25 protein-coding genes and 1 riboswitch are annotated in these 24,101 nt (G+C 71.0%); of the genes, 13 read left to right on the plus strand and 12 right to left on the minus strand.

Annotated features, from left to right (window positions below; all coding sequences use genetic code 11):
• Positions 1–29 precede the first annotated feature (29 nt).
• From ACWDAG_RS10215 to ACWDAG_RS10225, 3 genes are all read right to left on the minus strand, one after another.
• Positions 30–422, minus strand: coding sequence for a DUF3040 domain-containing protein (locus ACWDAG_RS10215; protein ID WP_099928183.1), 393 nt, complete (start codon positions 420–422; stop codon positions 30–32).
• Positions 423–699: 277 nt separating this feature from the next.
• On the minus strand, positions 700–1,470 hold the full coding sequence (locus ACWDAG_RS10220; protein WP_450695138.1) for a methyltransferase: 771 nt from the start codon (positions 1,468–1,470) through the stop codon (positions 700–702).
• A 172-nt stretch (positions 1,471–1,642) separates the two neighbouring features.
• The gene (locus ACWDAG_RS10225; protein WP_450695139.1) at positions 1,643–2,209 is read right to left on the minus strand and encodes an SAV_6107 family HEPN domain-containing protein; all 567 of its coding nucleotides are present in this window, start codon (positions 2,207–2,209) and stop codon (positions 1,643–1,645) included.
• Positions 2,210–2,383: 174 nt separating this feature from the next.
• Here ACWDAG_RS10225 and ACWDAG_RS10230 point away from each other — a divergent pair, with 174 nt between their 5' ends.
• The 4 genes from ACWDAG_RS10230 (at position 2,384) to ACWDAG_RS10245 (ending at position 7,842) form a co-directional block, all read left to right on the plus strand.
• Positions 2,384–3,139 carry an ATP-binding cassette domain-containing protein gene (locus tag ACWDAG_RS10230; RefSeq protein ID WP_450695140.1) on the plus strand — a complete coding sequence of 252 codons (756 nt, stop codon included), beginning with the start codon at positions 2,384–2,386 and terminating at the stop codon, positions 3,137–3,139.
• Positions 3,111–5,195 carry a YhgE/Pip family protein gene (locus ACWDAG_RS10235; RefSeq protein WP_450695141.1) on the plus strand — a complete coding sequence of 695 codons (2,085 nt, stop codon included), beginning with the start codon at positions 3,111–3,113 and terminating at the stop codon, positions 5,193–5,195. Before ACWDAG_RS10230 ends, ACWDAG_RS10235 begins: the two co-directional genes overlap by 29 nt.
• Before the next feature lie 47 nt (positions 5,196–5,242).
• Positions 5,243–5,869, plus strand: a complete 627-nt coding sequence (locus tag ACWDAG_RS10240; RefSeq protein WP_450695142.1) for a TetR/AcrR family transcriptional regulator — start codon at positions 5,243–5,245, stop codon at positions 5,867–5,869.
• A gap of 464 nt (positions 5,870–6,333) precedes the next feature.
• The gene (locus ACWDAG_RS10245; RefSeq protein ID WP_450695143.1) at positions 6,334–7,842 is read left to right on the plus strand and encodes a phytoene desaturase family protein; all 1,509 of its coding nucleotides are present in this window, start codon (positions 6,334–6,336) and stop codon (positions 7,840–7,842) included.
• Between the two features lie 61 nt (positions 7,843–7,903).
• Here ACWDAG_RS10245 and ACWDAG_RS10250 read toward each other — a convergent pair whose 3' ends face one another.
• The 6 genes from ACWDAG_RS10250 to ACWDAG_RS10275 all read right to left on the minus strand — a co-directional run bounded on the left by ACWDAG_RS10250 (position 7,904) and on the right by ACWDAG_RS10275 (position 13,022).
• The gene (locus ACWDAG_RS10250; RefSeq protein WP_450695144.1) at positions 7,904–8,872 is read right to left on the minus strand and encodes an SCO2102 family sporulation regulator; all 969 of its coding nucleotides are present in this window, start codon (positions 8,870–8,872) and stop codon (positions 7,904–7,906) included.
• Between the two features lie 56 nt (positions 8,873–8,928).
• Positions 8,929–9,852 carry a methylenetetrahydrofolate reductase [NAD(P)H] gene (gene metF / locus ACWDAG_RS10255; RefSeq protein ID WP_450695145.1) on the minus strand — a complete coding sequence of 308 codons (924 nt, stop codon included), beginning with the start codon at positions 9,850–9,852 and terminating at the stop codon, positions 8,929–8,931.
• 266 nt (positions 9,853–10,118) lie between these two features.
• Positions 10,119–10,775, minus strand: coding sequence for a thiamine phosphate synthase (gene thiE / locus ACWDAG_RS10260; RefSeq protein WP_450695146.1), 657 nt, complete (start codon positions 10,773–10,775; stop codon positions 10,119–10,121).
• A 159-nt stretch (positions 10,776–10,934) separates the two neighbouring features.
• Positions 10,935–11,306, minus strand: a complete 372-nt coding sequence (locus ACWDAG_RS10265) for an Rv2175c family DNA-binding protein (protein ID WP_351469871.1) — start codon at positions 11,304–11,306, stop codon at positions 10,935–10,937.
• Positions 11,307–11,397: 91 nt separating this feature from the next.
• Positions 11,398–12,639, minus strand: coding sequence for an NAD(P)/FAD-dependent oxidoreductase (locus ACWDAG_RS10270; RefSeq protein ID WP_450695147.1), 1,242 nt, complete (start codon positions 12,637–12,639; stop codon positions 11,398–11,400).
• A 32-nt stretch (positions 12,640–12,671) separates the two neighbouring features.
• Positions 12,672–13,022 carry a hypothetical protein gene (locus ACWDAG_RS10275; RefSeq protein WP_450695148.1) on the minus strand — a complete coding sequence of 117 codons (351 nt, stop codon included), beginning with the start codon at positions 13,020–13,022 and terminating at the stop codon, positions 12,672–12,674.
• A gap of 53 nt (positions 13,023–13,075) precedes the next feature.
• Positions 13,076–13,187, plus strand: a riboswitch (TPP riboswitch).
• Here ACWDAG_RS10275 and thiO point away from each other — a divergent pair.
• The 6 genes from thiO (at position 13,185) to ACWDAG_RS10305 (ending at position 18,869) form a co-directional block, all read left to right on the plus strand.
• Positions 13,185–14,339, plus strand: coding sequence for a glycine oxidase ThiO (thiO, locus tag ACWDAG_RS10280; RefSeq protein ID WP_450695149.1), 1,155 nt, complete (start codon positions 13,185–13,187; stop codon positions 14,337–14,339). (Overlaps the previous riboswitch by 3 nt.)
• A complete protein-coding gene (gene thiS, locus ACWDAG_RS10285; RefSeq protein WP_450695150.1) occupies positions 14,336–14,536 on the plus strand; it encodes a sulfur carrier protein ThiS in 201 nt (66 codons plus the stop codon). The genes thiO and thiS overlap by 4 nt, the downstream gene beginning before the upstream one ends.
• 7 nt (positions 14,537–14,543) lie before the next feature.
• Positions 14,544–15,338: a thiazole synthase gene (locus ACWDAG_RS10290; protein WP_450695151.1), complete on the plus strand. Its 795-nt coding sequence runs from the start codon at positions 14,544–14,546 to the stop codon at positions 15,336–15,338.
• A gap of 122 nt (positions 15,339–15,460) precedes the next feature.
• Positions 15,461–17,386 carry a Stk1 family PASTA domain-containing Ser/Thr kinase gene (pknB, locus tag ACWDAG_RS10295; protein WP_450695152.1) on the plus strand — a complete coding sequence of 642 codons (1,926 nt, stop codon included), beginning with the start codon at positions 15,461–15,463 and terminating at the stop codon, positions 17,384–17,386.
• 34 nt (positions 17,387–17,420) lie between these two features.
• Positions 17,421–18,290, plus strand: a complete 870-nt coding sequence (locus tag ACWDAG_RS10300) for a deoxyribonuclease IV (protein WP_030932718.1) — start codon at positions 17,421–17,423, stop codon at positions 18,288–18,290.
• A gap of 75 nt (positions 18,291–18,365) precedes the next feature.
• The gene (locus ACWDAG_RS10305) at positions 18,366–18,869 is read left to right on the plus strand and encodes a DUF4396 domain-containing protein (RefSeq protein WP_450695153.1); all 504 of its coding nucleotides are present in this window, start codon (positions 18,366–18,368) and stop codon (positions 18,867–18,869) included.
• A 22-nt stretch (positions 18,870–18,891) separates the two neighbouring features.
• On the opposite strand, the gene ACWDAG_RS10310 is transcribed toward ACWDAG_RS10305, so the two are convergent.
• On the minus strand, positions 18,892–19,539 hold the full coding sequence (locus ACWDAG_RS10310; RefSeq protein ID WP_450695154.1) for a sulfite oxidase-like oxidoreductase: 648 nt from the start codon (positions 19,537–19,539) through the stop codon (positions 18,892–18,894).
• A gap of 174 nt (positions 19,540–19,713) precedes the next feature.
• On the opposite strand from ACWDAG_RS10310, the gene bfr reads away from it, so the two are divergent.
• Positions 19,714–20,193 carry a bacterioferritin gene (gene bfr / locus ACWDAG_RS10315; protein ID WP_450695155.1) on the plus strand — a complete coding sequence of 160 codons (480 nt, stop codon included), beginning with the start codon at positions 19,714–19,716 and terminating at the stop codon, positions 20,191–20,193.
• A 19-nt stretch (positions 20,194–20,212) separates the two neighbouring features.
• Here the strand turns inward: bfr and ACWDAG_RS10320 are convergent, their stop codons facing one another.
• Together ACWDAG_RS10320 and ACWDAG_RS10325 are read right to left on the minus strand one after the other, a co-directional pair.
• Positions 20,213–20,446, minus strand: coding sequence for a (2Fe-2S)-binding protein (locus ACWDAG_RS10320; protein WP_450695156.1), 234 nt, complete (start codon positions 20,444–20,446; stop codon positions 20,213–20,215).
• A 145-nt stretch (positions 20,447–20,591) separates the two neighbouring features.
• Complete coding sequence (locus ACWDAG_RS10325) at positions 20,592–21,944, minus strand: class II 3-deoxy-7-phosphoheptulonate synthase (protein WP_450695157.1); 1,353 nt, start codon at positions 21,942–21,944, stop codon at positions 20,592–20,594.
• A gap of 105 nt (positions 21,945–22,049) precedes the next feature.
• On the opposite strand from ACWDAG_RS10325, the gene ACWDAG_RS10330 reads away from it, so the two are divergent.
• Together ACWDAG_RS10330 and ACWDAG_RS10335 are read left to right on the plus strand one after the other, a co-directional pair.
• Positions 22,050–22,106: a trp operon leader peptide gene (locus tag ACWDAG_RS10330; protein ID WP_078912442.1), complete on the plus strand. Its 57-nt coding sequence runs from the start codon at positions 22,050–22,052 to the stop codon at positions 22,104–22,106.
• 129 nt (positions 22,107–22,235) lie between these two features.
• Positions 22,236–24,092, plus strand: a complete 1,857-nt coding sequence (locus ACWDAG_RS10335; RefSeq protein WP_450695158.1) for an anthranilate synthase family protein — start codon at positions 22,236–22,238, stop codon at positions 24,090–24,092.
• The last annotated feature ends 9 nt before the right edge of the window (positions 24,093–24,101 follow it).

Raw genomic sequence — 24,101 nt, forward strand, 5'->3', positions numbered from 1 at the left:
ACCGTCCGGGACGGACGGCGGAAGAGGAGCTAGTGGCCCTGCTCGTCGCGACGGCGCTGCCAGCGCTGCTCGATGCGGTCCATCATGGAGCGCTTCTGCCGTCCCTGACGGCGCGCGTGCGGAGCACCGGCCGCGGGCTGTTCGCCCGGCTTGGGGGCCTTGCGCCAACCGGTCACGGCGAGCACGGCACACCCCAGCATGACCAGGAAGCCCACCACACTGAGCCAGACCTGCTTGGCGACCATTCCAGCCATGAGGAGCGCGATACCCACGAGGAAGCCCGCGACCGCCTGGTAGACCCGCCGCCGGGTGTACGTACGCAGCCCGCTTCCCTCGAGCGCCGACGCGAACTTGGGATCTTCGGCGTACAGCGCTCGCTCCATCTGCTCGAGCATGCGCTGCTCGTGCTCCGAGAGCGGCACGGAGTCCTCCTCATCGTGCAGTCGCCGGGGCGACCCGGGGGGTCCCTTCAGGATAGGCAGGGAATCGCCCCCGTGAAACCCGCCCCTCTGCGCCAATTGGCCAACCGGAATCCGCCATGGACGGCCCGGCTCGCTGAATCTTGCATTCCCCAGCGGCCGACCCGTCATGCCGGACGGTCTCCCTCGATCATACGGCGCTGAACGCCCGATCGGGGGGCCTGTGGCGTACTCCATGTGCGGCCAAGTCCCTGATCAGCGGCGCACCACGGGAGGCGGCTCAGGCCTCGGTGGCCCCCTGCGTCTCGCCGAGCACATGGAGCTGGGTCGCCACGGAGTGGAAGGCGGGGAGTTCGGCCGCCGCCTCCTCCAGCTTGAGCAGCGCCTCCAGGGCGCCGGGCTCGGTGTCCACGAGGACGCCCGGGACGAGGTCGGCGAAGACCCGTACGCCGTGCACGGCGCCGACCCTGAGACCCGCGCCCTCGACCAGCGCGGTGAGCTGCTCGGTGGTGAAGCGACGCGGCACGGGGTCGCCCGCGCCCCAGCGGCCGTTCGGATCGGCGAGGGCCTGCCTCGCCTCCTTGAAGTGGCCGGCGAGGGCGCGCGCCAGCACGGCGCCGCCGAGGCCCGCGGCGAGCACGCTGAGCACACCCTCGGAGCGCAGGGCGTCCACGGCGTTGCGCACGCCCTCGGCCGGGTCGTCGACGTACTCCAGCACGCCGTGGCACAGCACCACGTCGTAGCCGCCGCGCTCGACCACGTCGAAGAGGCCGTGGGCATCGCCCTGGACGCCCTTCACACGGTCGGCGACGCCGGCTTCGGCGGTTCGGCGCTCCAACGCGAACAGCGCGTTGGGGCTGGGGTCGACGACGGTGACTCGGTGGCCGAGGCTGGCGACGGGCACCGCGAACTTGCCGCTGCCGCCCCCGGTGTCGAGAACGTCCAGGGACTCCCGTCCGGTGGCCTTCACCCGGCGTTCGAGGGCGTCCTGGAGGACCTCCCAGACCACGGCGGTACGGAGGGAGGCGCGGGGGCGGCTCGGGTCCGACACGGCAGTTGACTCCTCGGCGCGGCACCGCCCATTGCACGGCGGAGCGAACGGGGTGCCTCCCCGGCCGTGGCACGGAGGGAAGGCTTCAGGCGCCTTCCACCCTATTGCCTCCACCGCCCCACCTGGTCACCGCGCGGGCCCGCCCGCCGATCGTCTCGTACGGCGGACTCGCTCAGCCCGTGTCCGGGAAGCCGCGGTCGCTGTCCGCGTCGGCCTGCGGATGGTCGGCGTCCTGGCGTGGCTGCGGCAGGACCGGCTGGAGGACGAGCATCCGCTCGACGAGGCGCAGGAACATCGCCACGTCGCGTATCAGGTCGTCGGCGTCCCGGCGGCTGGCCGCGCCCCGGATGCCCGCCTCGGCCAGGGCGCGGCGCCGGGCCCCGGAGGCGAACAGCGCGCTCCACTCGGTCAGTTCGGGCGCGATTTCGGGGAGCACTTCCCAGGCGCTCCTGATGCGGGCGCGGCGTCGGGAGGTGGGCTCGGGGCGGCCTCGCGCGGCGAGCACGGCGGCGGCCGTGCGCAGCGCGGCGAGGTGGGCGGTGGCATAGCGCTCGTTGGGCGTTTCGAGGACGGCTGCCTCGTCCAGTCCGGCGCGGGCCTGGGCGAGCAGGTCGAGGGCGGCGGGCGGCGCCGTGGTCCGGCGGAGCACCGGGTGGACGTCGCTCGCCGGGCCGGCCAGTGAGGGGGCAGGGCCGGTGGCGCGGCGCCGGCGGGCGGCTGCTGCGTGATAGCTGGCCATGACGAACCTCCTGTCGTCTGCGTGACGGCATGCCCTGATACGGGATGCCGTATGTGCCCATCGTGCGGTATGCCACTGACAATCCGTTCCGACCTGCGCTTTTGCTTCGACCGAAGGTTCGGAGTAGTTTTTGCACTGACCAGTCAGTTCAATTTCAGGGGATGGGGGGGAACCGTGCCCGGAATCGGTGTCACGGCCCGCGGCCTCGGAGTCAGGGGCCCGCGCGGCTGGGCGTTCCACGACGTCACGTTCGACGCGGAACCCGGCTCGCTGATCGCGATCGAGGGACCGTCCGGGTCCGGCCGCACCTGCCTGCTGCTCGCGCTCACGGGACGGATGAAACCCACCGCGGGAGCGGCCGAGGTGGGCGAGTGGAAGCTGCCCAAGCAGATGGCCGCCGTGCGCCGGGTCAGCGGCCTCGCACATGTCGCCGGGGTCACCGACCTCGAGCCGGCCCTGACCGTGGGCGAGCATCTGCTCGAACGGGCGCTGCTGCAGCGGCGGTTCGGCGACTCGCTGCGAGCGCTGCTGCGGCCGCGCAAGGAGCGCACGGCCGAGGCCAGGCAGCGGATCGACACCGCGCTGGCCGCCGCCGGGCTGGACCGGGAGGCCCTGCCCAAGGGCTCCCGGACGGCCGTACGCGATCTGGAGCGGCTGGAGGCGCTGCGGCTGTCCATCGCGCTCGCCCTGCTCGGCCGCCCCCGGCTGCTGGGCGTCGACGACACCGACCTGAAGCTCTCGGACGCCGAACGGGCCGAGGTCTGGGCGCTGTTGAGGTCGATCGCCGCGGCCGGGACGACCGTCGTGGCGGTGTGCAGCGAGGCCCCGGAGGACACCGTCGTCGTAACCACCACGGAGAAGGCCACCACGGAGAAAGCAACGACGGAGAAGGAGAAGGCCGATGCGCTCGCCGAAACTGGCCGCCCTTGAGCTCAGGCGCTTCCGCCGGGGCAGGCTGCCGCGTGCCGCCCTGGTGGCGCTGCTGGTGCTGCCGCTGCTGTACGGCGCGCTGTACCTGTGGTCGTTCTGGGACCCGTACGGCCGTCTGGACCGCATCCCCGTGGCACTCGTCAACGACGACAAGGGGGCCACGGCCGACGGGAAGAAGATCGCCGCGGGCGACGCCATCACCGAAGGGCTGCGTGACAGCGACACCTTCGACTGGCACGAGGTGAGCGCCGAGGACGCACGCGCGGGCGTGGAGGACGGCACGTACTACCTGTCGCTGACCATGCCGGCCGACTTCAGCGAGCGGATCGCGTCCAGTGCGGGCGCCTCCCCGGAGACGGGCGCGCTCCAGGTGCGTACGAACGACGCGAACAACTACATCGTCGGGCAGATCTCCCGGACGGTGTTCAGCGAGGTGCGCCAGGCCGCGTCCATGAAGGCCTCACGGTCCTTCCTGGACAAGATCTTCATCTCGTTCTCCGACATCCACGGCGCGACGGTGAAGGCGGCGAACGGCGCCGACCAGCTGAGCGGCGGCATCGGGAAGGCCGAGAAGGGCTCCAAGGAGCTCGCCGTCGGCCTGAAGGACGCCAAGGACGGCAGCGGCCGACTGTCCCACGGCCTGACGAAGCTTCACACGGGCGCGGGCGACCTCGCGGACGGCTCGAAGCAGGTCGCGGCGGGCACGCAGACGCTCGCCGACAAGGTCAACGGGATCGACAAGAAAGTGGGCCCGTTCCTGAAGGGCAACGAGAAGACCATCGGGGACACGGCCCGGCTCGTCGCCGACTCCTCGAAGGCGATCCGCGACAACCTCGACACCCTGGTGAGGACGGCCCCGGCCGCCGCCAAGGGCGCGCATGCGGCCTCTGACGCGCTGACCGACGTCTACCGGGTGCGTTGCGAGAACGCCGTACTACCGGATCCAGCCTGCTCCGACCTGAAGAAGGCCAAGGACGCGGCCGCCGACGTGGCGGCGATCGCCGACGACCTCAACACGCTGATCGCCGACCAGCACGGCGACCTGAAGAAGCTCGACGGCAACCTGGCCACCCTCCAGACGCAGGCCCAGGCGCTCGCCGACCGGGCGCCGCACCTGGCCGAGGACCTCGACGACGCCGTCGCCAAGATCAACAAGCTGAACGAGGGCGCCGGGAAGGTCGCCGCGGGCGCGCAGAAACTGCACCAGGGGCTCGGCACGGCCAAGAGCGGCGCGGGAGACCTCGACGAGGGCGTCGGCGAGCTGAAGACCGGCGCCGAGACCCTCAACGGCGGCATGTTCAAGCTCGTCGACGGCTCCGGGAAGCTCGCGGGCGGACTGCACGACGGCGCCGGGAAGATCCCCGACTACGACAAGCAGGACCGCGACCAGCGCACCCAGGTGATGGCCGATCCCGTCAAACTCGTCTCCAAGGACCTGCACAAGGCGCCCAACTACGGCACCGGGTTCGCCCCGTACTTCATCCCGCTGTCCCTGTGGGTGGGCGCGATGGTGGCGTACATGCTGATCCCGCCGATGAACCGGCGCGCGCTCGCCACCGGCGCCCCCGCGTGGCGCATCGCGCTGGCCGGCTGGCTCCCGGTGGTGGCGATCGGCGTCCTGCAGACGGTGTCCCTGATGGCGGTCCTGCACTGGGCGATCGGCCTGCAGATGACCCGGGCGGCCGGAACGATCGGCTTCCTGTTCCTGGTGACGGCGTGCTTCGGGGCGATCGTGCAGTGGCTGAACGCGCGCTTCGGAGCGGCGGGCCGGATTCTCGTCCTCGCCCTGCTGATGCTCCAGTTGACCTCAGCGGGCGGCACGTATCCGGTGCAGACCAGCCCCGGCTTCTTCAACGCGATCCACCCCTTCCTGCCGATGAGCTACATCGTGGAGTCCCTGAGGAGGCTGATCACGGGCGGCGGCCTGGGACCGGTGTGGCACGCGTGCGTGGTGCTCGTCGCGTTCACCGTGGGCGCCCTCGCGCTGACCGCCGTGTCGGCCCGCCGCCGGCAGGTGTGGACCCTGGACCGGCTGCACCCGGAGCTGAGCCTGTGAACGCAGAGGTGACATCTCGGGGCACGGCTCCTGTGACAATCAGGCCCATGGAAAGCAGCAGCACCACGTCGGGCGGCAGCGCCCGCCGCGAGGCCACCCGGCAGAAGCTCTACGAGGCCGCCGTCACGCTCATAGCCGAGCAGGGCTTCTCCGCCACCACGGTGGACGAGATCGCCGAGCGGGCCGGGGTCGCGAAGGGCACGGTCTACTACAACTTCGCGAGCAAGTCGGTCCTCTTCGAGGAGCTGCTGCGGCACGGGGTCGGCCTTCTCGCCGCCTCGCTCCGGGAGGCCGCCGAGCGCACGGCCAGGGACGGCGGCACCAAGGTGGACGCCCTGGACGCCATGATCCGGGCCGGTCTCGTCTTCATCGAACGCTATCCGGCCTTCACGCAGCTGTACGTGGCCGAGCTGTGGCGCACCAACCGGGCCTGGCAGTCGACCCTGATGGTGGTCAGGCAGCAGGCGGTGGCAGTGGTCGAGGACGTCCTGCGCGCGGGCGTGGCGGCCGGCGAGTTCAGCGCCGAGATCGATGTGCCGCTGACCGCGTCCGCGCTGGTCGGCATGGTCCTGGTGGCCGCCCTGGACTGGCAGTCCTTCCAGCCGGAGCGCTCCCTGGACGACGTCCATGCGGCGCTGTCCCGGCTGCTCCAAGGGCGCGTCAGCGGCGGCTGATCGCATACGAAAGCGCCGGTCCGGTGTGGCCGCGTCCCCCGCGGGCCACCTCGAACCGGCGCTTTCTCGTGCTCCCCCGTTGTGCTCCCCCGGTTTCCCTGTTGGGCCCCCGTTTCGGTCGTCCCCCGGGTTCCCCCGTGCCTCGCTCCCGCCGACCTCGGCCGGCGGAAGGAGCGGATCCGGGGCGGCTCCGTTCCGGCGCCCCGTGTCGCCGGTGCCGGAGCCGTGCCCCTTTCCGTGTCTCCACTCTCTCGTTCGCGCAGGTCGGGCCCCATCCGCGCGCGTACTCATCTCACTGACTAGGTACGGATACTCAGACCTGCGCACTCATGCGCAGAACGCTCCGGTCCCGACTGGTCACGTTCGCGTCCGCATCCGTACTCCCCTCGGGCCGGGGGTCTGGGGCTTTGTCCGCGGGACCGCCCGTGCCGTGACTGTCAGTGGTGGTCGATAAAGTCGCAGGCATGGGACGGATTGCGGTGATCGGCGCCGGGATGGGCGCGATGGCGGCCGCCGCCCGGCTGGCCGTCGCGGGCCACCGGGTGGCGGTGTACGAGCGTGCGGAGACGTACGGCGGAGCGGTGCGCCGCTTCGAGCGGGACGGGTTCGGCTTCGACACCGGCCCCGGCCTGCTGACCCTGCCCGCGGTCTGGCGCGATCTGTTCATCAAGACCGGCAGGGAGCCGCTGGAGGAGTGCGTCGAACTCGTCCAGGTCGACCCTTCCTCGCGGCATGTCTTCGCGGACGGCACCGCGGTAGAGCTGCCGAACGCCTCGCGCGCGGGAGTGGTCGCCGCTCTGGACGAGGCGCTCGGGGCGGGCGCGGGCCGCCGCTGGGGCGACTTCCTGGTGCGGGCCCGCGAGGCCTGGGACCGCACCCGCCGGCCGCTGCTGGAGGAACCCCTGTGGCCCAACTGGCCGGTGCTGGCCGACCGCGAGCCCTACCCGGCGGTCCCGCACAAGCGGCTCCTGCGCACCCGCCGCGCCACCACCCTCGCCGAGGTAGGCGCCTGGGAGCTGCGCGACCCACGCCTCGCGGCGCTGCTGGACGGCTACGCCCTGGCATACGGAGTCGATCCGGGCACCGCCCGGGCGAGCGCGGCCGTGCTGCCGTACATGGAGCATGCCTTCGGCACCTGGTATGTGCGAGGCGGCATACGGGAGTTGGCGCGGGCGGTGTACGAGCGGTGCCTGGCGCGGAAGGTCGAGTTCGTCTTCGGCGCGGAGGTCACCGGGGTGCTGGAGAAGGACGGGCGCGCTGCGGGCGTGGAACTGGCCGACGGCACGGTGGCGGAGGCGGACACGGTCGTCGGCGGTGGCCCCTGGCGGCTGGCCGCCCTCGTGCCGGGCCGGAAGCTCTACGGGGCTGAGGACGTCGAGCCCCGCGCCGAAGGCCTGCACCCCGGCCGGGTGGTGGTCTGCCTCGCGCTGCGCGGCGCGCGGGAGCCGGATGCCGTGCACCGCACGGTGGTGCACTCACCGGATGCGGCGGACGAGTTGTCCCTGTTCGGTTCCGGGGCAACGCCCGTGCAGCCCACGGTGCGGATCGACCGCCCGGCCGACCCGGCCCTGCGCCCCGACGTGGAACACGAGTCCGTCGTGCTGACGGCCACGGTGCCGTCCGGGAAGGGGTACGACTGGTCCGCGCCGGGGGCCGCCGACGCCTTCGCGGACCGGATGGTCACCGCCGCCGAGCGCGCGGTGCCGGGGCTGCGGGAGCGGACACTGTGGCGCGAAGTTCGCACCCCCGTGCACACCGAGCGGGAGACGGGGGCCGAGGGTGGCGCCGTCCCCCCGCCCTCGCTGGCGTCCGCCGAGGGGACCCTGCATCCGTCCAACCGCACAGCCATACCAGGCTTGTTCACCGCCGGAGGCTGGTCGCACCCCGGCGGAGGGCTGCCGCACGCCGGCATGTCGGGGGCGCTGGTGGCCGGTCTGATCGTGGAGGGGCCGGAGTTCCGGGGCTCCCAGTGAGCGCCCCGGTCCGAGGGGACTACAGAAGCGGTACCGGGCCTTCAGAAACGGTACTGCGCGTTCAGAAGCGGTACTGCTCGTCGTATCCGTTCCCCTGAGCCTGTCCTTGCCCCTGCCCATGGCCGTTGTCCTGGTAGGGGTAGGGCTGCTCCTGCGGGAGCTCGCCGCCGTAGGCCTCGTCGGTGCGCTGCTGCGGGACCCACACCCCGCCGGACGGGGTCTGGCCGTCATAGGTGCCGGTGGCGTACTGGTCCTGGCCGTAGCCCTGCTGGCCGTACTGACCGTAGGCGTCGTAGCCGCCGCCGTAGGTCTGGGTGCCGATGTACGGGTCGGAGTAGGCGGCGTACTGCTGCTGGCCTGTGGTGTCGTAGCCGTACTGCTGCTGGTTGTAGCCGGAGTAGTCGTACCCGTAGGACTGGTCGGCGCCCTGTGCGGCCGTCGCGTACTGGTCCTGGGACTGCCCCGTGTTCGCGTAGGACGCGTCGGCGGCGGCGTACGCGGTGTCGCTGTATATGCCGTAGGAGCCGGTGTCGTCGGGCAGGGGCTGCGGCTCGTAGACCGCTGTGGTCTCGGCGGCCGTGGGCTGGGCGGACCGCGCGGGGGTGAAGACGTCGTCGCGGTCGTAGTCGTCCTCGTTGCCGTAGGACACGCTGTCGCGGTCGTAGACGCCCTGGTCGTCGTGGCCGCCGTCGCCCGGCTCGAGGTCGGAGACCTCCAGGGTCGGGTCCTGATGGTCGGGTTCGCCGTGGCCGCGCTTGCCGACGCCGGCGATGCCCGTCCGGCTGACCGCCCAGCCGGACGCGAAGCCACGGCGGAACGACAGCGTCACGTAGGTCTGGCCGACCGCGAACGCGGCGGCACCCAGACCGATGACGATCACCGACGGGATCAGCACCCCGAGCACGACGCCGAGGAATCCGGCGAAGGCGAGCAGCCGCCAGCGCAGGCGCGCCTTGTACTGCAGCAGCACCTCGCCCAGCAGCCACAGCGCGACAATTCCGAACGCGATGTAGAGGACCGTCCAGCCCATGTACGCCCCTCTCCGAGTCGCCGCTACGCAGTGTGTCGTATACCCGTGCGGCCGGTCTAGGCCTGCGGGGGGTGGTGCAGGCCCAGGTTTTCGTAGATTTCCAGCGTCGCCGTGGAGTTGTTGAGCGTGATGAAGTGCAGTCCGGGCACTCCCTCGGCCAGCAGCCGCGCGCAGAACTCCGTGGCGAATTCGATGCCAATGGAGCGTACAGCGGTCGGATCGTCTTTTGCTGTGAGGATCCGCTCTTTCAGGGCGGAGGGGATGACCGCGTTGCTGAGCTGCGGCAACCGCTCCAGCATCTTCACGCTGGTCACCGGCATGACCTCGGGGATGACCGGGGTGTCGCAGCCGGCCGCGTCGACCCGGTCACGCAGCCGCAGATAGGACTCCGGCTGGAAGAACATCTGTGTGATGGCGTAGTCGGCGCCGGCCCGGCACTTGTCGACGAAGTGGGCGACGTCCGCCTCCCAGTCCTCGGAGCGCGGGTGCATCTCCGGGAAGGCCGCGACGCCGACGCAGAAGTCGCCCGACTCCTTGATGAGCTGGACGAGCTCGGCGGCGTAGGTCAGTCCCGTCGGGTGCGGCACCCAGTCGCCCATGGGGTCGCCGGGCGGGTCGCCGCGCACGGCGAGCATGTTGCGGATCCCGGCGTCGGCGTACTGGCCGATGATGTTGCGCAGCTCGGCGACGGAGTGGTTGACCGCGGTGAGGTGGGCGACCGGGGTGAGCGTGGTGTCGGCGGCGATCTGCTCGGTCGCCTTCACCGTGCCCGCGCGCGTGGAGCCGCCCGCCCCGTACGTCACGGAGACGAAGCTGGGGGCCACCGCCTCGACCCTGCGGAGCGCGTTCCAGAGGTTGCGTTCACCCTTCTCCGTCTTCGGAGCCCAGAACTCGAACGAGAACGTCGTCTTGCCGGTCGCGAGCATGTCACGCACCGTGCGTGCGTGGTCCGTCCTGGTGGATGCGGTTCCGAGGGCCATACCCGCAGGTTAGCCAGGGGGAGGCGGCTCCCCAACCGGATGGGGGACATTTGCCCGATTTGTCTATTTGTTGTCCACCTATCGGACAACCCGGCGGACATTTTTCGGACAACCCGTCAGACATTCCGTCCGACAAGCTGCCGCACATCCCGTCGGACAACCTGTCGGATTTCCATCGGACAATCCGCCTGACGACCATCGGACAATCCGTCGGACGCAGGCCCCCGATCGGACCTGCACCACGGCGGACCCGGATCGGGTCTGCGCTACGCGCTCCGCAGCCGCTTCGCGAACTCCTGCGCCGCCGCGCCCGGGTCGTCGGCCTCCGTGATCGCGCGGACCACCACGACCCGGCGGGCGCCGGCTTCGAGCACCTCGTCGAGGTTGCCGAGGTCGATGCCGCCGATGGCGAACCAGGGGCGCTCGGTGCTCAGGGAGGCCGCGTACCGGACCAGGTCGAGGCCCGGGGCGTGGCGACCGGGCTTGGTGGGGGTCGGCCAGCAGGGGCCCGTGCAGAAGTAGTCGACGCCCTCCTGGGCGGCAGCCGCGGCGGCCTCGGACTCGGCATGGGTGGAGCGGCCCACGAGGACATCCCCACCGAGGACCGCGCGGGCCGCGGGCACCGGAAGGTCGCCCTGGCCGAGGTGGAGCACGTCGGCGCCGGCGGCGTGTGCGACGTCCGCGCGGTCGTTGACGGCGAGGAGCCTGCCGTGGCGGGCGCAGGCGTCGGCGAAGACCTTCAGGTGCTCCAGCTCCTCGGCGGCCTCCATGCCCTTGTCGCGCAACTGCACGATGTCGACCCCGCCGGCCAGGACGGCGTCCAGGAACTCCGGCAGATCGCCCTGGCGCCTGCGGGCGTCCGTGCAGAGGTAGACGCGGGCGTCGGCGAGCTCGGCGCGTGCGGTGGTGGCGGTGTCGGGCATACGAAGGTCCCCCGTGGGTGTCGTTCCTGGTCGGCGGCGTACGGGCTACGGGCCGGCCGTGGCCGTGGGTTCTGCGGGCCGCAGTGAACCACGGCCGCGGCCCTGTCTGCGCGGACCTCGGCCCGTACGCCGGACGGTGTTCGGTTCAGCCTGTTCGGATCAGACGGCGAGCGCCTGAGCCCGGCGCTTCACCTCCGTACCGCGATTCTCGCTCAGTGCCTGCGCGGGGGTGCCGGGCAGGCTGTCGTCGGGGGTGAAGAGCCACTCGATCATCTCTTCGTCGGTGAAGCCGTCGTCCCTCAGGAGCGTCAAGGTCCCGGTCAGGCCCTTGACGACCTTCTGCTCGGCCTCGTCGATGAATGCGGCGGGGACGTGCAGTGCGCGGTTCTCACCTCGGCGTACGGCGATGAGCTGGCCCTCCTTGACCAGCTGCCGCACACGCGTCACCTCGACATCGAGCATCTCTGCGATGTCGGGGAGGGTGAGCCAGGCGGGGACGAGAGCATCGATCTTTGCGTCAATCTCGGTCACGGAACAAAGCCTGCCATCCCGCACTGACAGTCGGAAGCCAGAACCGTCCGACCTGGGGATTCGCCCCCCGTCGTGGCCGCCGTCCTGCGTACTACGCCGTGGCCGTCTTCATGGGACGCGCCGGGTCCGCCAGCAGCTCCGGGTCCATCGGGATGCCCGCCTCGATCAGCCGTCTGCCCTGCGCCAGGTCCCGCGGCCTGCCGACCGCCAGCAGGGCGACCAGGCGGCTCTCGCGCAGCCAGCAGACGGACCAGGCGGGGCCAACGGGGTCGCCGCGCCACAGGGTCGTGTCGGCGGCGGTGTGATGGCCGGCGTACTGGACGAAGCGGCCGAACTGCTCGGACCAGAAGTACGGGACCGGGTCGTACACGGCGGGGGGCTCACCGGTGGTCTCGCCGATGATGTTCGCGGCCACCGTGCGCGGCCCCTGGAGGGCGTTGTCCCAGTGGTGGACCAGCAGGCGCTCGCCGTACCGTCCCGAAGGGAAGGAGGCGCAGTCGCCGACTGCGTAGACGTCCGGTGCCGAGGTGCGCAGCTGAGCGTCGGCGACGACCTCCCGGTGTGCGCCGAGCTCGATGCCGGCGCCGGCCAGCCAGGCCGTTGCGGGGCGCGCGCCGATGCCGACCACGACCGCGCCTGCGGGCAGCCGGGAGCCGTCGTCGAGGACGACCGCGCCGGGCTCGATGTGCGCCACGCGCGCGTGCGTACGCAGTTCGGCTCCCGCGTCGGCGTACCAGGCGGCCATCGGTGCGGCCACCTCGGCGGGCAGCGCGCCCGCGAGGGGACGGTCCGCGGCCTCGACGACGGTCACCGCGCAGCCCGCCTCGCGCGCGGCCGTGGCGAACTCCGCGCCGATCCAGCCCGCGCCGACGACCACGATGTCGTGCTGCCTGGCCAGCACGGGCCGCAGCCGCTCGGCGTCGTCCAGGGTGCGCAGCAGATGCACGCCGGGCACGCCCTCGGTGCCCGGCAGCGTGATCGGTTCGGCGCCGGTGGCGAGGACCAGGACGTCGTACGGCACGGGCCCGGCCTCGGTGTCCAGCTCGTGCTCGGCAGGGCGCACGCCGAGGACCTCGCACCCCAGCCGCAGTTCGATGCCGAGCGCCTCGAAGTCGACGTCGAAGGCGGAGCCCTCGGACTTGCCGAGCAGGACGGCCTTGGACAGCGGCGGCCGGTCGTACGGCTGATGCGGCTCGGCGCCGATCACCGTCACGGTGCCGGTGAAGCCCTGTTCGCGCAGGGCGACCGCGGTCTGGACACCGGCCATGCCCGCGCCGACGACGACCACGCGCCGCGCCGGTGACGTGCTCACTTCCCGCGTCTGCTCACTCACCTGATCACCATAGACAACTGACTATTCGTCAGTCAGGAGTCGTGCTCAGTGACCTGCTCCACAACGCTCGTTCCGCTGCCGGACCGCGACTCCCACTCCCAGGTCTCCTCCAGCCGCACCCGCCCGTCCGGCAGCTCCACGACGGCCGAGACGCAGTGCCCCGAGGACGTCGTCCCGTCGTGCCCCAGCTGGACGTACCGGAAGTCCAGTCGGTCACCTGACCGAGTACCCACCAGATGCCCGCGCACGACGTCGCCGCCCGCGTACTCGGCCCAGATCTCGGCGCCCTGCTGGTGGTACCTGAACCGGGTCCGGGTACCCACCTGACCTGCGGCTTGGTCGGCGACGGGGGCGAGGACGAGGCCGTCCAGCGAGCGGGGCATGACGGAAGGCTCCCTTACAGAGGCGCGGCGGGTCCAGCTAGGGTGGCCAACGTACAAGCACTCGCGGGAGCCCGGACGCACCGGGCTGAGAGGGAGGCTGGCGGCCTCCGACCGTACGAACCTGATCCGGGTCATGCCGGCGAAGGGAGGGGCTGGACGCCCATGTCGTCACGTACGTCAGACGTCCTCGTCATCGGGGGCGGAATCATCGGCCTGGTCACGGCCTGGCGGGCTGCGCAGCGCGGCTTCGCCACGGCCGTCGTGGACCCCGAGCCGGGCGGCGGGGCCGCCCAGGTGGCCGCCGGCATGCTGGCCGCGGTCACGGAGCTGCACTACGGCGAGCAGACCCTGCTCGGCCTGAACCTCGCCTCGGCCCGCCGCTACCCGGACTTCGCGGCCGAGCTCTCCGAGCTCACCGGTCATGACCTCGGCTACCGCCAGTGCGGCACGCTCGCCGTCGCCCTGGACGCCGACGACCGCGCCCATCTGCGCGAACTGCATGCCCTGCAGCGGGAGTCGGGCCTGGAGTCGGAGTGGCTGTCGGGGCGCGAGTGCCGGCGCCTGGAGCCGATGCTCGCACCGGGTGTGCGCGGCGGCCTCCGGGTGGACGGCGACCACCAGATCGACCCGCGGCGGCTGGCACGCGCGCTGGTGGCCGCGTGCGAGCGGGCCGGAGTCGTGTTCCACCGGGCGTGGGCCGAGCGGTTCCATGTCGTACGGGACCGGGCCTGCGGCGTCACCACGACCGACGGCGCCGAGCTGGGCGCGGGTCAGCTGGTCCTGGCCGCCGGCAGCCTCAGCGGCCGCCTGCCGGGCGTCCCCGACGACGTGCTGCCGCCCGTACGCCCCGTGAAGGGGCAGGTGCTGCGGCTGACCGTGCCGAAGCGGTACGCGCCGTTCCTGAGCCGCACGGTGCGCGCCGTCGTCCGCGGCAGCCACGTCTACCTGGTGCCCCGCGAGAGCGGCGAGCTGGTGATCGGCGCGACCAGCGAGGAGCTGGGCTGGGACACGACGGTCACCGCGGGCGGGGTGTACGAGCTGCTGCGCGACGCGCACGAGCTGGTCCCCGGGATCACCGAGCTGCCGCTGACGGAGACGCGGGCGGGACTGCGCCCCGGCTCCCCGGACAATGCGCCGCTGCTCGGCCCGACACACCTCCCCGGACTGCTGCTGGCCACCGGCCACTACCGCAACGGCGTGCTGCTCACCCCGGTCACCGGCGACGCCATGGCGCACGCGCTGGCCACCGGTGAACTCCCGGACGAAGCCCGCCCGTTCACCCCCAAGCGTTTCGCGCTCCTGGAGCAGCCCGCATGAACATCTCCGTCAACGGAGAGCCCAGGGAGTTCGCTTCCGGCACGGCTCTCGACACCGTCGTACGCGCGCTGGCCCCGGCTCCCTCCGGAGTGGCCGCCGCCCTGAACGAAACCGTCGTCCCGCGCGCGCAGTGGCCGTCGACGTCCCTCCGTGAGGGGGACCGCGTCGAGGTCCTCACCGCCGTCCAAGGAGGCTGACTGACCCATGGCCGACGACCCCTTTGTCATCGGCGGTACGTCCTTCACGTCCCGCCTGATCATGGGCACCGGAGGTGCCCCCAGCCTCGATGTGCTGGAGCGGGCGCTGGTGGCGTCCGGAACGGAGCTGACGACGGTCGCGATGCGGCGCGTGGACCCCTCGGTGCACGGGTCGGTGCTGTCCGTCCTGGAGAAGCTCGGCATCCAGGTGCTGCCGAACACGGCGGGCTGCTTCACCGCCGGCGAGGCGGTCCTCACCGCCCGCCTCGCGCGCGAAGCGCTCGGCACCGAGCTGATCAAACTTGAAGTGATCGCCGACGAGCGCACCCTGCTGCCCGACCCGATCGAGCTGCTCGATGCCGCCGAGACCCTGGTCGACGACGGTTTCACCGTGCTGCCGTACACCAACGACGACCCGGTGCTCGCCCGGAAGCTGGAGGACGTCGGCTGCGCGGCGATCATGCCGCTCGGCTCGCCCATCGGCTCCGGGCTCGGCATCCGCAACCCGCACAACTTCCAGCTGATCACCGAGCACGCACGCGTGCCGGTGATCCTGGACGCGGGCGCCGGTACGGCCTCGGACGCGGCGCTGGCGATGGAGCTGGGGTGCGCGGGTGTGATGCTCGCCTCGGCGGTGACGCGGGCGCAGGAGCCGCAGCTGATGGCCGAGGCCATGAAGCACGCGGTGGAGGCGGGCAGGCTGGCGCACCGGGCGGGTCGCATTCCGCGCCGCCACTTCGCGGAGGCGTCCTCGCCCCACCAGGGGCGCGCGCATCTCGATCCCGAACGTCCCGCCTTCTGACTGAACGCGCGTTCGACGAGATCCGGAAGTCGGTGCGACGTCCGTCACAGCTCGGCTGCAGTCCCGCTCCGATCTCAACCGAACCGGCAGCCCTGTCAGTCGCGGCTCGTACACTCACCTGCGTGGATACGACCCTTCAGGACCCTCTGGTCGGGCAGGTGCTCGACGGGCGCTATCGCGTGGACGCGCGGATCGCGGTCGGCGGGATGGCCACGGTCTACCGGGCCCTGGACACCCGCCTCGACCGCGTGCTCGCGCTCAAGGTGATGCACCCGACGCTCGCGGCCGACGGCACCTTCGTCGACCGGTTCATCCGCGAGGCGAAGTCGGTCGCAAGGCTCGCGCACCCGAACGTGGTGCAGGTCTTCGACCAGGGCACCGACGGGTCGTACGTCTATCTCGCCATGGAGTACGTCGCCGGTTGCACCCTGCGTGACGTACTGCGCGAGCGCGGGGCGCTGCAGCCGCGCGCCGCCCTGGACATCCTGGAGCCGGTGCTCGCCGCGCTGGGCGCCGCGCACCGCGCCGGGTTCGTGCACCGGGACATGAAGCCGGAGAACGTGCTGATAGGGGACGACGGCCGGGTCAAGGTCGCCGACTTCGGGCTGGTGCGGTCCGTGGACACGGTCACCAACACCACCGGCACGGTCCTCGGCACGGTCTCCTACCTCGCTCCCGAGCAGATAGAACACGGCACGGCCGACCCCCGGGTCGACGTGTACGCGTGCGGTGTCGTCCTGTACGAGATGCTGACCGGCGACCGGCCGCACGGCGGGGACTCCCCGGCGACCGTCCTCTACAAGCACATCCACGAGGATGTCCCGCCGCCGTCGGCCGCGGTGCCGGGGCTGGCATACCGGCTGGACGAGCTGGTCGCCTCGGCGACCGCACGCACCCCCGACCTCCGCCCGCAGGACGCGGTGGCGCTGCTCGCGCAGGCCCGCGAGGTGCGCGCCGCGCTCAGCGCGGACCAGCTGGACACGGTTCCGCCGCAGGCCTTCGCCTCCGGCCACCGGAGCATCTCCGAGGACCGTACGAGCGTGATCCCGCGCGCGCTGACGGTGCCCCGGCCGCTGCCGGTGAACGAGGACGAGGCCGCCCTGCACCGCACCAGCCGGCTGGAGACGCCCCCGCCGCTGCCGCCCCGGCGCCGTGGCGCGCGCTCCCGGCGCGGTCCCCTCGCGATCCTCGTCGCCGTACTGCTGATCCTCGGGGTCGGCACGGGCGTGTGGTACATCAACTCGGGCCAGTTCACCAAGGTCCCGCCGGTGCTGGCGAAGACCCAGACGCAGGCCACCCAGCAACTGCAGAAGGCGGGCCTCGACCTCGGCGCGGTCAAGCACGCGTACAGCGACACGGTGCAGCGGGGCACGGTCATCACCTCGGACCCCGCGCCCGGCTCCCGCATCCGCGACAACGGGTCGGTGGCGCTGACCATCTCCGACGGGCCGGAGACCGTGCAGGTGCCCGACGTGTCGGCACGGCCGCTGGGCGAGGCGAGGGCCCGGCTGAAGAAGAGCGGGCTCGAACCGGGCATGATCACCCGGGAGTTCAGCAACGACGTCCCCAAGGGCTCCGTGATCTCCACGACCCCCGAGGCGGGCACCAAGCGGCACGCGGGTTCGGCGATCGCTCTGGTCGTCAGCAAGGGCAGCCCGGTGGACGTCCCGGACGTCACGGGTGAGGACCTGGCGGACGCGAAGGCCGACCTGGAGGACGCCGGCCTGACGGTGAAGGTCGCCTCCGAGCGGCTCAACTCCGAGTACGACAAGGGCCAGGTCGCGGCGCAGACGCCCGCGGGCGACAGCCGGGCCGCCGACGGCGACACGGTGACGCTGACGCTGTCCAAGGGCCCGGAGATGGTCGAGGTCCCGGACGTCACCGGCGACAGCGTGGACGACGCGCACAAGGCTCTGGAGGGCGCCGGCTTCAAGGTCGACGAGGACCGCGGTCTGCTCGGTCTGTTCGGCGACACCGTCAAGAACCAGTCCGTGAAGGGCGGCCAGACGGCACCCAAGGGGTCGACGATCACCATCAAGATCCGGTGACGGAGCAGGTCGCGGTGCATGACACCCTGAACGGGTGAAGAGTCAGCAGTCCCGCAACCCCGTCGGCGGCCATGTGCCCGTGGCCGGTGGCCTCCACTCCGTCGGCCTGTCCTACGCCCACGATCTGAAGGCCGAGACCGTGCAGGTCTTCGTCGCCAACCCGCGCGGCTGGGCCACGCCCGCCGGCAATCCGCGGCAGGACGAGGAGTTCCGCGAGGTGTGCGCGGCGGAGTCGATCCCGGCGTACGTCCACGCCCCGTACCTGATCAACTTCGGCTCGCACACCGAGGCGACCGTGGAGAAGTCGGTGGAGTCGCTGCGGCACTCGCTGCGGCGCGGGCGGGAGATCGGGGCGCTCGGCGTGGTCGTGCACACGGGCAGCGCGACGGGCGGCCGGGACCGGTCCGTGGCCCTGAAGCAGGTGCGGGAGCATCTGCTTCCGCTCCTGGACGAGCTCACCCACGACGACGATCCGTTCCTGCTGCTGGAGTCGACGGCCGGGCAGGGTGCCTCGCTCTGCTCGCGGACCTGGGACTTCGGGCCGTACTTCGAGGCGCTGGACGCCCATCCGAAGCTGGGCGTCTGCCTGGACACCTGCCACATCTTCGCGGCCGGTCACGACCTGACCGGCCCGAGCGGTATGCACCAGACCCTCGATCTGCTCGTGGACACGGTCGGTGAGGGCCGGCTGAAGCTGATCCACGCCAACGACTCCAAGGACGTGGTCGGCGCGCACAAGGACCGGCACGAGAACATCGGCGCCGGTCACATCGGCGAGGACCCGTTCCGGGCGCTGATGACCCACCCCGCCACCGAGGGCGTACCGCTGATCATCGAGACGCCCGGCGGCAAGGAAGGGCATGCGGCCGACGTGGAGCGGCTGAAGAAACTGCGCGATTCCTGACCCGCTCGGAATACCCCTGGGGGGTATGCGGTTCCTGCTCGGTGCGGGAACCGTTACCTGACATTGGGGGCAGTCATGCAGCACGAGGCGCACACGCACGAGGCACACGCACACGCACACGCACACGTACACCACCACCCGGCGGCCGCCACCTGGAGCATGGCCGCGCAGGCCACCCTCCACTGCCTCACCGGCTGCGCCATCGGCGAGGTGCTCGGCATGGTGATCGGCACGGCGTTCGGCTGGGGCAATGTCCCGACGACGATCCTCGCCATCGTCCTGGCCTTCTTCTTCGGCTACTCGCTCACGCTGCGCGGGGTGCTGCGGGCCGGCGTCGACTTCCGTACGGCCTTCCGGGTGGCGCTGGCCGCGGACACCCTGTCCATCGCGGTGATGGAGCTGATCGACAACGGCGTGATCGTGCTGTGGCCGGATGCCATGGACGCCCAACTCTCCGACCTGCTCTTCTGGGGCTCACTCGCGATCTCGCTCGCGCTCGCCTTCTTCGTGACGACGCCCGTCAACAAGTGGATGATCGGCCGCGGCAAGGGCCACGCGGTGGTGCACCAGTACCACTGACCCATGCGAAAGACGCCGGGAGTCAGAGCTCGGGGCCCTCCCCGGGCTCCTCCTGGTAGGAGTAGCGCTGCTCCTTCCACGGGTCGCCGATGTTGTGATAGCCGCGCTCCTCCCAGAAGCCCCGGCGGTCGGCGGTCATGTACTCCACGCCACGCACCCACTTGGGGCCCTTCCAGGCGTACAGATGGGGCACGACGAGGCGGAGCGGGAAGCCGTGTTCCGCCGTCAGCAGTTCGCCGTCCTTGTGGGTGGCGAAGAGGGTCCGCTCGGAGGCGAAATCCGCCAGGCGGAGGTTCGAACTGAATCCGTACTCGGCCCACACCATCACATGGGTGACGGTGGGCGCGGGGGGCGCGATCTCAAGGATCGTACGAGCCGGGATGCCGCCCCATTCGGCGCCGAGCATGCTGAACTTCGTGACGCAGTGCAGGTCGGCGACGACGGTGGCGTACGGCAGAGCCGTGAACTCCTCGTGGGTCCAGCAGTGCTTCTCACCGTCCGCGGTGGCACCGAAGACCCTGAACTCCCAGCGCTCCGGGCGGAACTTGGGAACGGGCCCGTAGTGCGTGACCGGCCAGCCGCGCTGTAGGCGCTGTCCCGGCGGAAGCTCGGACTGTGCTGCTCCTCCTGAATCGCGTTCTCCCGACTCACGCTCCACCGGCTGACCCATGACTCCATCCTGACAGACCTCGGACGGTGCACTTGACCGCCCCCGCCAAACCGGGGCAATTAGCACTAAGCATGCACTTACTTACTAAGCGAAGACTTACTGGACGATCTTCGCCGCCGGTGCAATCATGCGGCGCAACCTGCCAGTTCCCCCCGCTTGGAAGGAGCCTCTGCGATGCAGGGCGACCCCGAGGTCATCGAATTCCTCAACGAGCAGCTCACCGGCGAGCTGACCGCGATCAACCAGTACTTTCTGCATGCGAAGATGCAGGAGAACTTCGGCTGGACGAAGCTCGCCAAGTACACGCGGCACGAGTCGTTCGACGAGATGAAGCACGCGGAGGTGCTCACCGACCGGATCCTCTTCCTGGAGGGGCTGCCGAACTACCAGCGCCTCTTCCACGTGCGCGTGGGACAGACCGTCAAGGAGATGTTCGAGGCGGACCGGCAGGTCGAGGTCGAGGCGATCGACCGGCTCAGGCGTGGCATCGACGTCATGCGCGCGAAGGGCGACGTCACGTCCGCGAACATCTTCGAGTCGATCCTCGCGGACGAGGAGCACCACATCGACTACCTCGACACCCAGCTGGAACTGGTCGAGAAGCTCGGCGAGGCGCTCTACATCGCGCAGCTGATCGAGCAGCCGGAGAGCTGAGCCCGCAGCTGCCGGCGAGTCAGGCGGCTTCCTCGAGGTCAGCGACCTCGGACAGCACCGGCTTGCCCCGATCGGCGAGGTCCCGTCGCGGGCACGCATCCCTGCCCAGCAGCGCCTGGATACGGCGTACGCACGACCCGCAGTCCGTGCCCGCCTTGCAGGCCGACGCTATCTGGCGCGGGGTGCAGGCACCGTCCTCCGCGTGCTTCTTGACCTGCTGTTCTGTGATGCCGAAGCAACTGCAGACGAACACGCGGTTCACCTCCCGCCGGGATCGAAGTGGTGCCGTCCCGATTGATCGGTGAGGCTAACCTAACCTTACCCGGCGCTTGGATTCCGCAAAAGTGCAGAGGGGCGCGGATCGTATGTGATCCGCGCCCCATCGCTCTGACCGGCCGTTACTGGTCCCGGTACATCTCCGCGACGAGGAACGCCAGGTCGAGGGACTGGCTGCGGTTCAGACGCGGGTCGCAGGCCGTCTCGTAGCGCTGGTGCAGGTCGTCGACGAAGATCTCGTCGCCGCCACCCACGCACTCGGTGACATCGTCACCGGTGAGCTCGACGTGGATGCCGCCCGGGTGGGTGCCCAGGCCCTTGTGGACCTCGAAGAAGCCCTTGACCTCGTCCAGCACGTCGTCGAAGCGGCGGGTCTTGTGACCGGAGGCGGCCTCGAAGGTGTTGCCGTGCATCGGGTCGGTCACCCAGGCCACGGTGGCGCCGGAGGCGGTGACCTTCTCGACCAGCTCGGGGAGCTTGTCGCGGATCTTGTCCGCGCCCATGCGGACGATGAAGGTCAGCCGGCCCGGCTCGCGGTCCGGGTCGAGGCGGTCGATGTACTGCAGCGCCTCCTCGGCCGTGGTGGTCGGGCCGAGCTTGATGCCGATCGGGTTGCGGATCTTCGAGGCGAACTCGATGTGGGCGCCGTCCAGCTGCCGGGTGCGCTCGCCGATCCACACCATGTGCGCGGAGACGTCGTACAGCTGACCGGTGCGGGAGTCGACGCGGGTGAGCGCGGACTCGTAGTCCAGCAGCAGCGCCTCGTGCGAGGAGTAGAACTCGACGGTCTTGAACTCCTCCGGGTCGGTGCCGCAGGCCCGCATGAAGTTCAGCGCGTTGTCGATCTCCCGGGCCAGCTGCTCGTAGCGCTGGCCGGACGGGGACGACTTCACGAAGTCCTGGTTCCAGGCGTGCACCTGGCGCAGGTCGGCGTAACCGCCCGTGGTGAAGGCGCGCACCAGGTTCAGCGTGGACGCGGACGCGTGGTACATCCGCTTCAGCCGCTCCGGGTCCGGGATCCGGGCGGCCTCGGTGAAGTCGAAGCCGTTGACGGAGTCACCGCGGTAGGTCGGCAGCGTCACGCCGTCGCGGGTCTCGGTCGGCTTGGAGCGCGGCTTGGAGTACTGACCGGCGATCCGGCCGACCTTCACCACCGGCACCGAGGCGGCGTACGTCAGCACGGCGCCCATCTGCAGCAGCGTCTTGAGCTTGTTGCGGATGTGGTCGGCGGACACCGCGTCGAAGGCCTCGGCGCAGTCGCCGCCCTGGAGGAGGAACGCCTCTCCCTTGGCGACGGCCGCCATCCGGGCGCGCAGCTGGTCGCACTCGCCCGCGAAGACGAGCGGCGGATACGACTCGAGGTCCGCAACGACTGCGCGCAGAGCCTCGGTGTCGGGGTACTCGGGCTGCTGCGCCGCGGGCAGATCTCGCCAGGTGTTGCCAGCGCTCGCGCTGGTCTTAGCGTTCACGGTCACCCCGTAAACATTACGGGGTCGTGTCGACTGGTTTTCCCTCCGCTCGACTGGTGAGACGGCGGGATCACGCTCCGGACAGCGGGGTGGTGCGGTAGGGTGCACCGCATGTTCGCGCTTTCGACCCAGAACTGGTGGTGGACCGCTCATCCGGCGGCCCACTGACTGCGCGTACGCAAGACTTCGCGAAGGCCGCCCGAGGGGCGGCCTTCGGCGTTTCCGGGGTCGTTCCTCACCGACATCGACATCGCTCGACAGCGCCCTCCAGCGCTCGACATCGACGGAAGAGGACCCATGGATCTCGTACGGCTCCTGCACGACCCCCGACCCTTCGCCCTGCTCCGCCGTCGCACGCCCGGCCACGACGAGCAGACGGTCGAGCTGTTCCTCGGGCCGGTCACCTCGTACGACCGGCTGGCCGACCTCCCCGACGAGGGCCTCGCGCTCGTCCCCTTCCGCCAGATCCGCGAACGCGGCTTCGACGTCCGCGACGACGGGACACCGCTGACCTTCCTCACCCCCGAGGAGTCGTACGAGATCCCGCTCGCCGATGCCCTCGCCCAGCTCCCGGCGCACGACGTGAACGTGTCGGGCGGCGGCTTCGACGTCGACGACGAGGAGTACGGCGAGATCGTCGGGCGGGTGCTGCGGGAGGAGATCGGGCAGGGCGAGGGCGCCAACTTCGTGATCCGGCGGACGTACGAGGGTGGGATCCCGGGGTTCTCCCGCACGGACGCGCTCGCGCTCTTCCGGCGGCTGCTGGAGGGCGAGCGGGGCGCGTACTGGACGTTCGTCGTGCACACCGGCGACCGGACGCTGGTCGGGGCCAGTCCCGAGGTGCATGTGCGGATGTCCGGCGGCACCGTCGTGATGAACCCGATCAGCGGGACGTACCGATATCCCGCCGAGGGCCCCACCCCCGAGCACCTGCTGGACTTCCTCGCCGACGGCAAGGAGATCGAGGAGCTGTCGATGGTCGTCGACGAGGAGCTCAAGATGATGTGCACCGTCGGCGACATGGGCGGGGTCGTCGTCGGCCCGCGGCTGAAGGAGATGGCCCATCTCGCGCACACCGAGTACGAGTTGCGCGGGAAGTCCTCGCTGGACGTGCGCGAGGTGCTGAAGGAGACCATGTTCGCGGCCACCGTCACCGGCTCTCCGGTGCAGAACGCCTGCCGGGTCATCGAGCGGCACGAGGTCGGCGGGCGCGGCTACTACGCCGGTGCCCTCGCGCTGCTCGGCCGGGACTCCGGCGGCGCCCAGACCCTCGACTCCCCCATCCTCATCCGCACCGCCGACATCGACGCGGACGGGCGGCTGCGGGTGCCGGTCGGCGCCACCCTCGTGCGCGGCTCGGACCCGGCGAGCGAGGTCGCCGAGACACATGCGAAGGCAGCCGGCGTGCTGGCGGCCCTGGGCGTACGTCCGGCACGGCCGCGCGAGGAGCACGCGCGCGTACGGCTCGCCGACGACCCACGCGTGCGTGCCGCGCTCGACGGCCGCCGGGCCTCGCTGGCCCCCTTCTGGCTGCGGATGCAGGAGCGGTCCGCGGAGCTCACCGGACACGCCCTGGTCGTCGACGGGGAGGACACCTTCACCGCGATGCTCGCGCACGTCCTGCGGTCGAGCGGCCTGGAGGTGACCGTCCGGCGCTACGACGAACCCGGGCTGCGTCAGGCGGTGCTCGCACACGAGGGGCCGGTGGTGCTGGGTCCCGGCCCCGGTGACCCGTCCGACCTGGACGACCCCAAGATGCGGTTCCTGCGGGAGCTGACCGCCGAGGTGGTCCGGGAGAACCGGCACGGTGTGCTCGGTGTCTGCCTCGGGCACGAGCTGATCGCGGCCGAGCTGGGGCTGGAGATCGTACGGAAGGAAGTGCCGTACCAGGGGGCGCAGACGACGATCGAGCTGTTCGGGCGGACGGAGACCGTCGGCTTCTACAACAGCTTCGTGGCGCGCTGCGACGACGAGGCGCTCACCGAACTCGCCGCGCACGGCGTCGAGTTGAGCCGGGCCGACAACGGTGAGGTGCATGCCGTACGCGGGCCCGGGTTCGCCGGCGTGCAGTTCCACCCTGAGTCGGTACTGACGCTGGACGGCGCCACGGTCGTGCGGGAGCTGATCGGCCAGCTGCGGAACACGACCGTGTAGCGCCTGTTC

The organism is Streptomyces sp. NPDC001157, assembly GCF_053598255.1.

Bases quoted from the DNA above. Each gene is read 5' to 3' on its own strand.
- ACWDAG_RS10240 (WP_450695142.1), top strand. From the start codon at position 5,243: ATGGAAAGCAGCAGCACCACGTCGGGCGGCAGCGCCCGCCGCGAGGCC.
- thiS (WP_450695150.1), top strand. From the start codon at position 14,336: ATGAACATCTCCGTCAACGGAGAGCCCAGGGAGTTCGCTTCCGGCACG.
- metF (WP_450695145.1), bottom strand. From the start codon at position 9,852: ATGGCCCTCGGAACCGCATCCACCAGGACGGACCACGCACGCACGGTG.
- ACWDAG_RS10245 (WP_450695143.1), top strand. From the start codon at position 6,334: ATGGGACGGATTGCGGTGATCGGCGCCGGGATGGGCGCGATGGCGGCC.
- ACWDAG_RS10250 (WP_450695144.1), bottom strand. From the start codon at position 8,872: ATGGGCTGGACGGTCCTCTACATCGCGTTCGGAATTGTCGCGCTGTGG.
- thiE (WP_450695146.1), bottom strand. From the start codon at position 10,775: ATGCCCGACACCGCCACCACCGCACGCGCCGAGCTCGCCGACGCCCGC.
- bfr (WP_450695155.1), top strand. From the start codon at position 19,714: ATGCAGGGCGACCCCGAGGTCATCGAATTCCTCAACGAGCAGCTCACC.
- ACWDAG_RS10290 (WP_450695151.1), top strand. From the start codon at position 14,544: ATGGCCGACGACCCCTTTGTCATCGGCGGTACGTCCTTCACGTCCCGC.
- ACWDAG_RS10225 (WP_450695139.1), bottom strand. From the start codon at position 2,209: ATGGCCAGCTATCACGCAGCAGCCGCCCGCCGGCGCCGCGCCACCGGC.
- ACWDAG_RS10310 (WP_450695154.1), bottom strand. From the start codon at position 19,539: ATGGGTCAGCCGGTGGAGCGTGAGTCGGGAGAACGCGATTCAGGAGGA.
- thiO (WP_450695149.1), top strand. From the start codon at position 13,185: ATGTCGTCACGTACGTCAGACGTCCTCGTCATCGGGGGCGGAATCATC.
- ACWDAG_RS10275 (WP_450695148.1), bottom strand. From the start codon at position 13,022: ATGCCCCGCTCGCTGGACGGCCTCGTCCTCGCCCCCGTCGCCGACCAA.
- ACWDAG_RS10305 (WP_450695153.1), top strand. From the start codon at position 18,366: ATGCAGCACGAGGCGCACACGCACGAGGCACACGCACACGCACACGCA.
- ACWDAG_RS10335 (WP_450695158.1), top strand. From the start codon at position 22,236: ATGGATCTCGTACGGCTCCTGCACGACCCCCGACCCTTCGCCCTGCTC.
- ACWDAG_RS10235 (WP_450695141.1), top strand. From the start codon at position 3,111: ATGCGCTCGCCGAAACTGGCCGCCCTTGAGCTCAGGCGCTTCCGCCGG.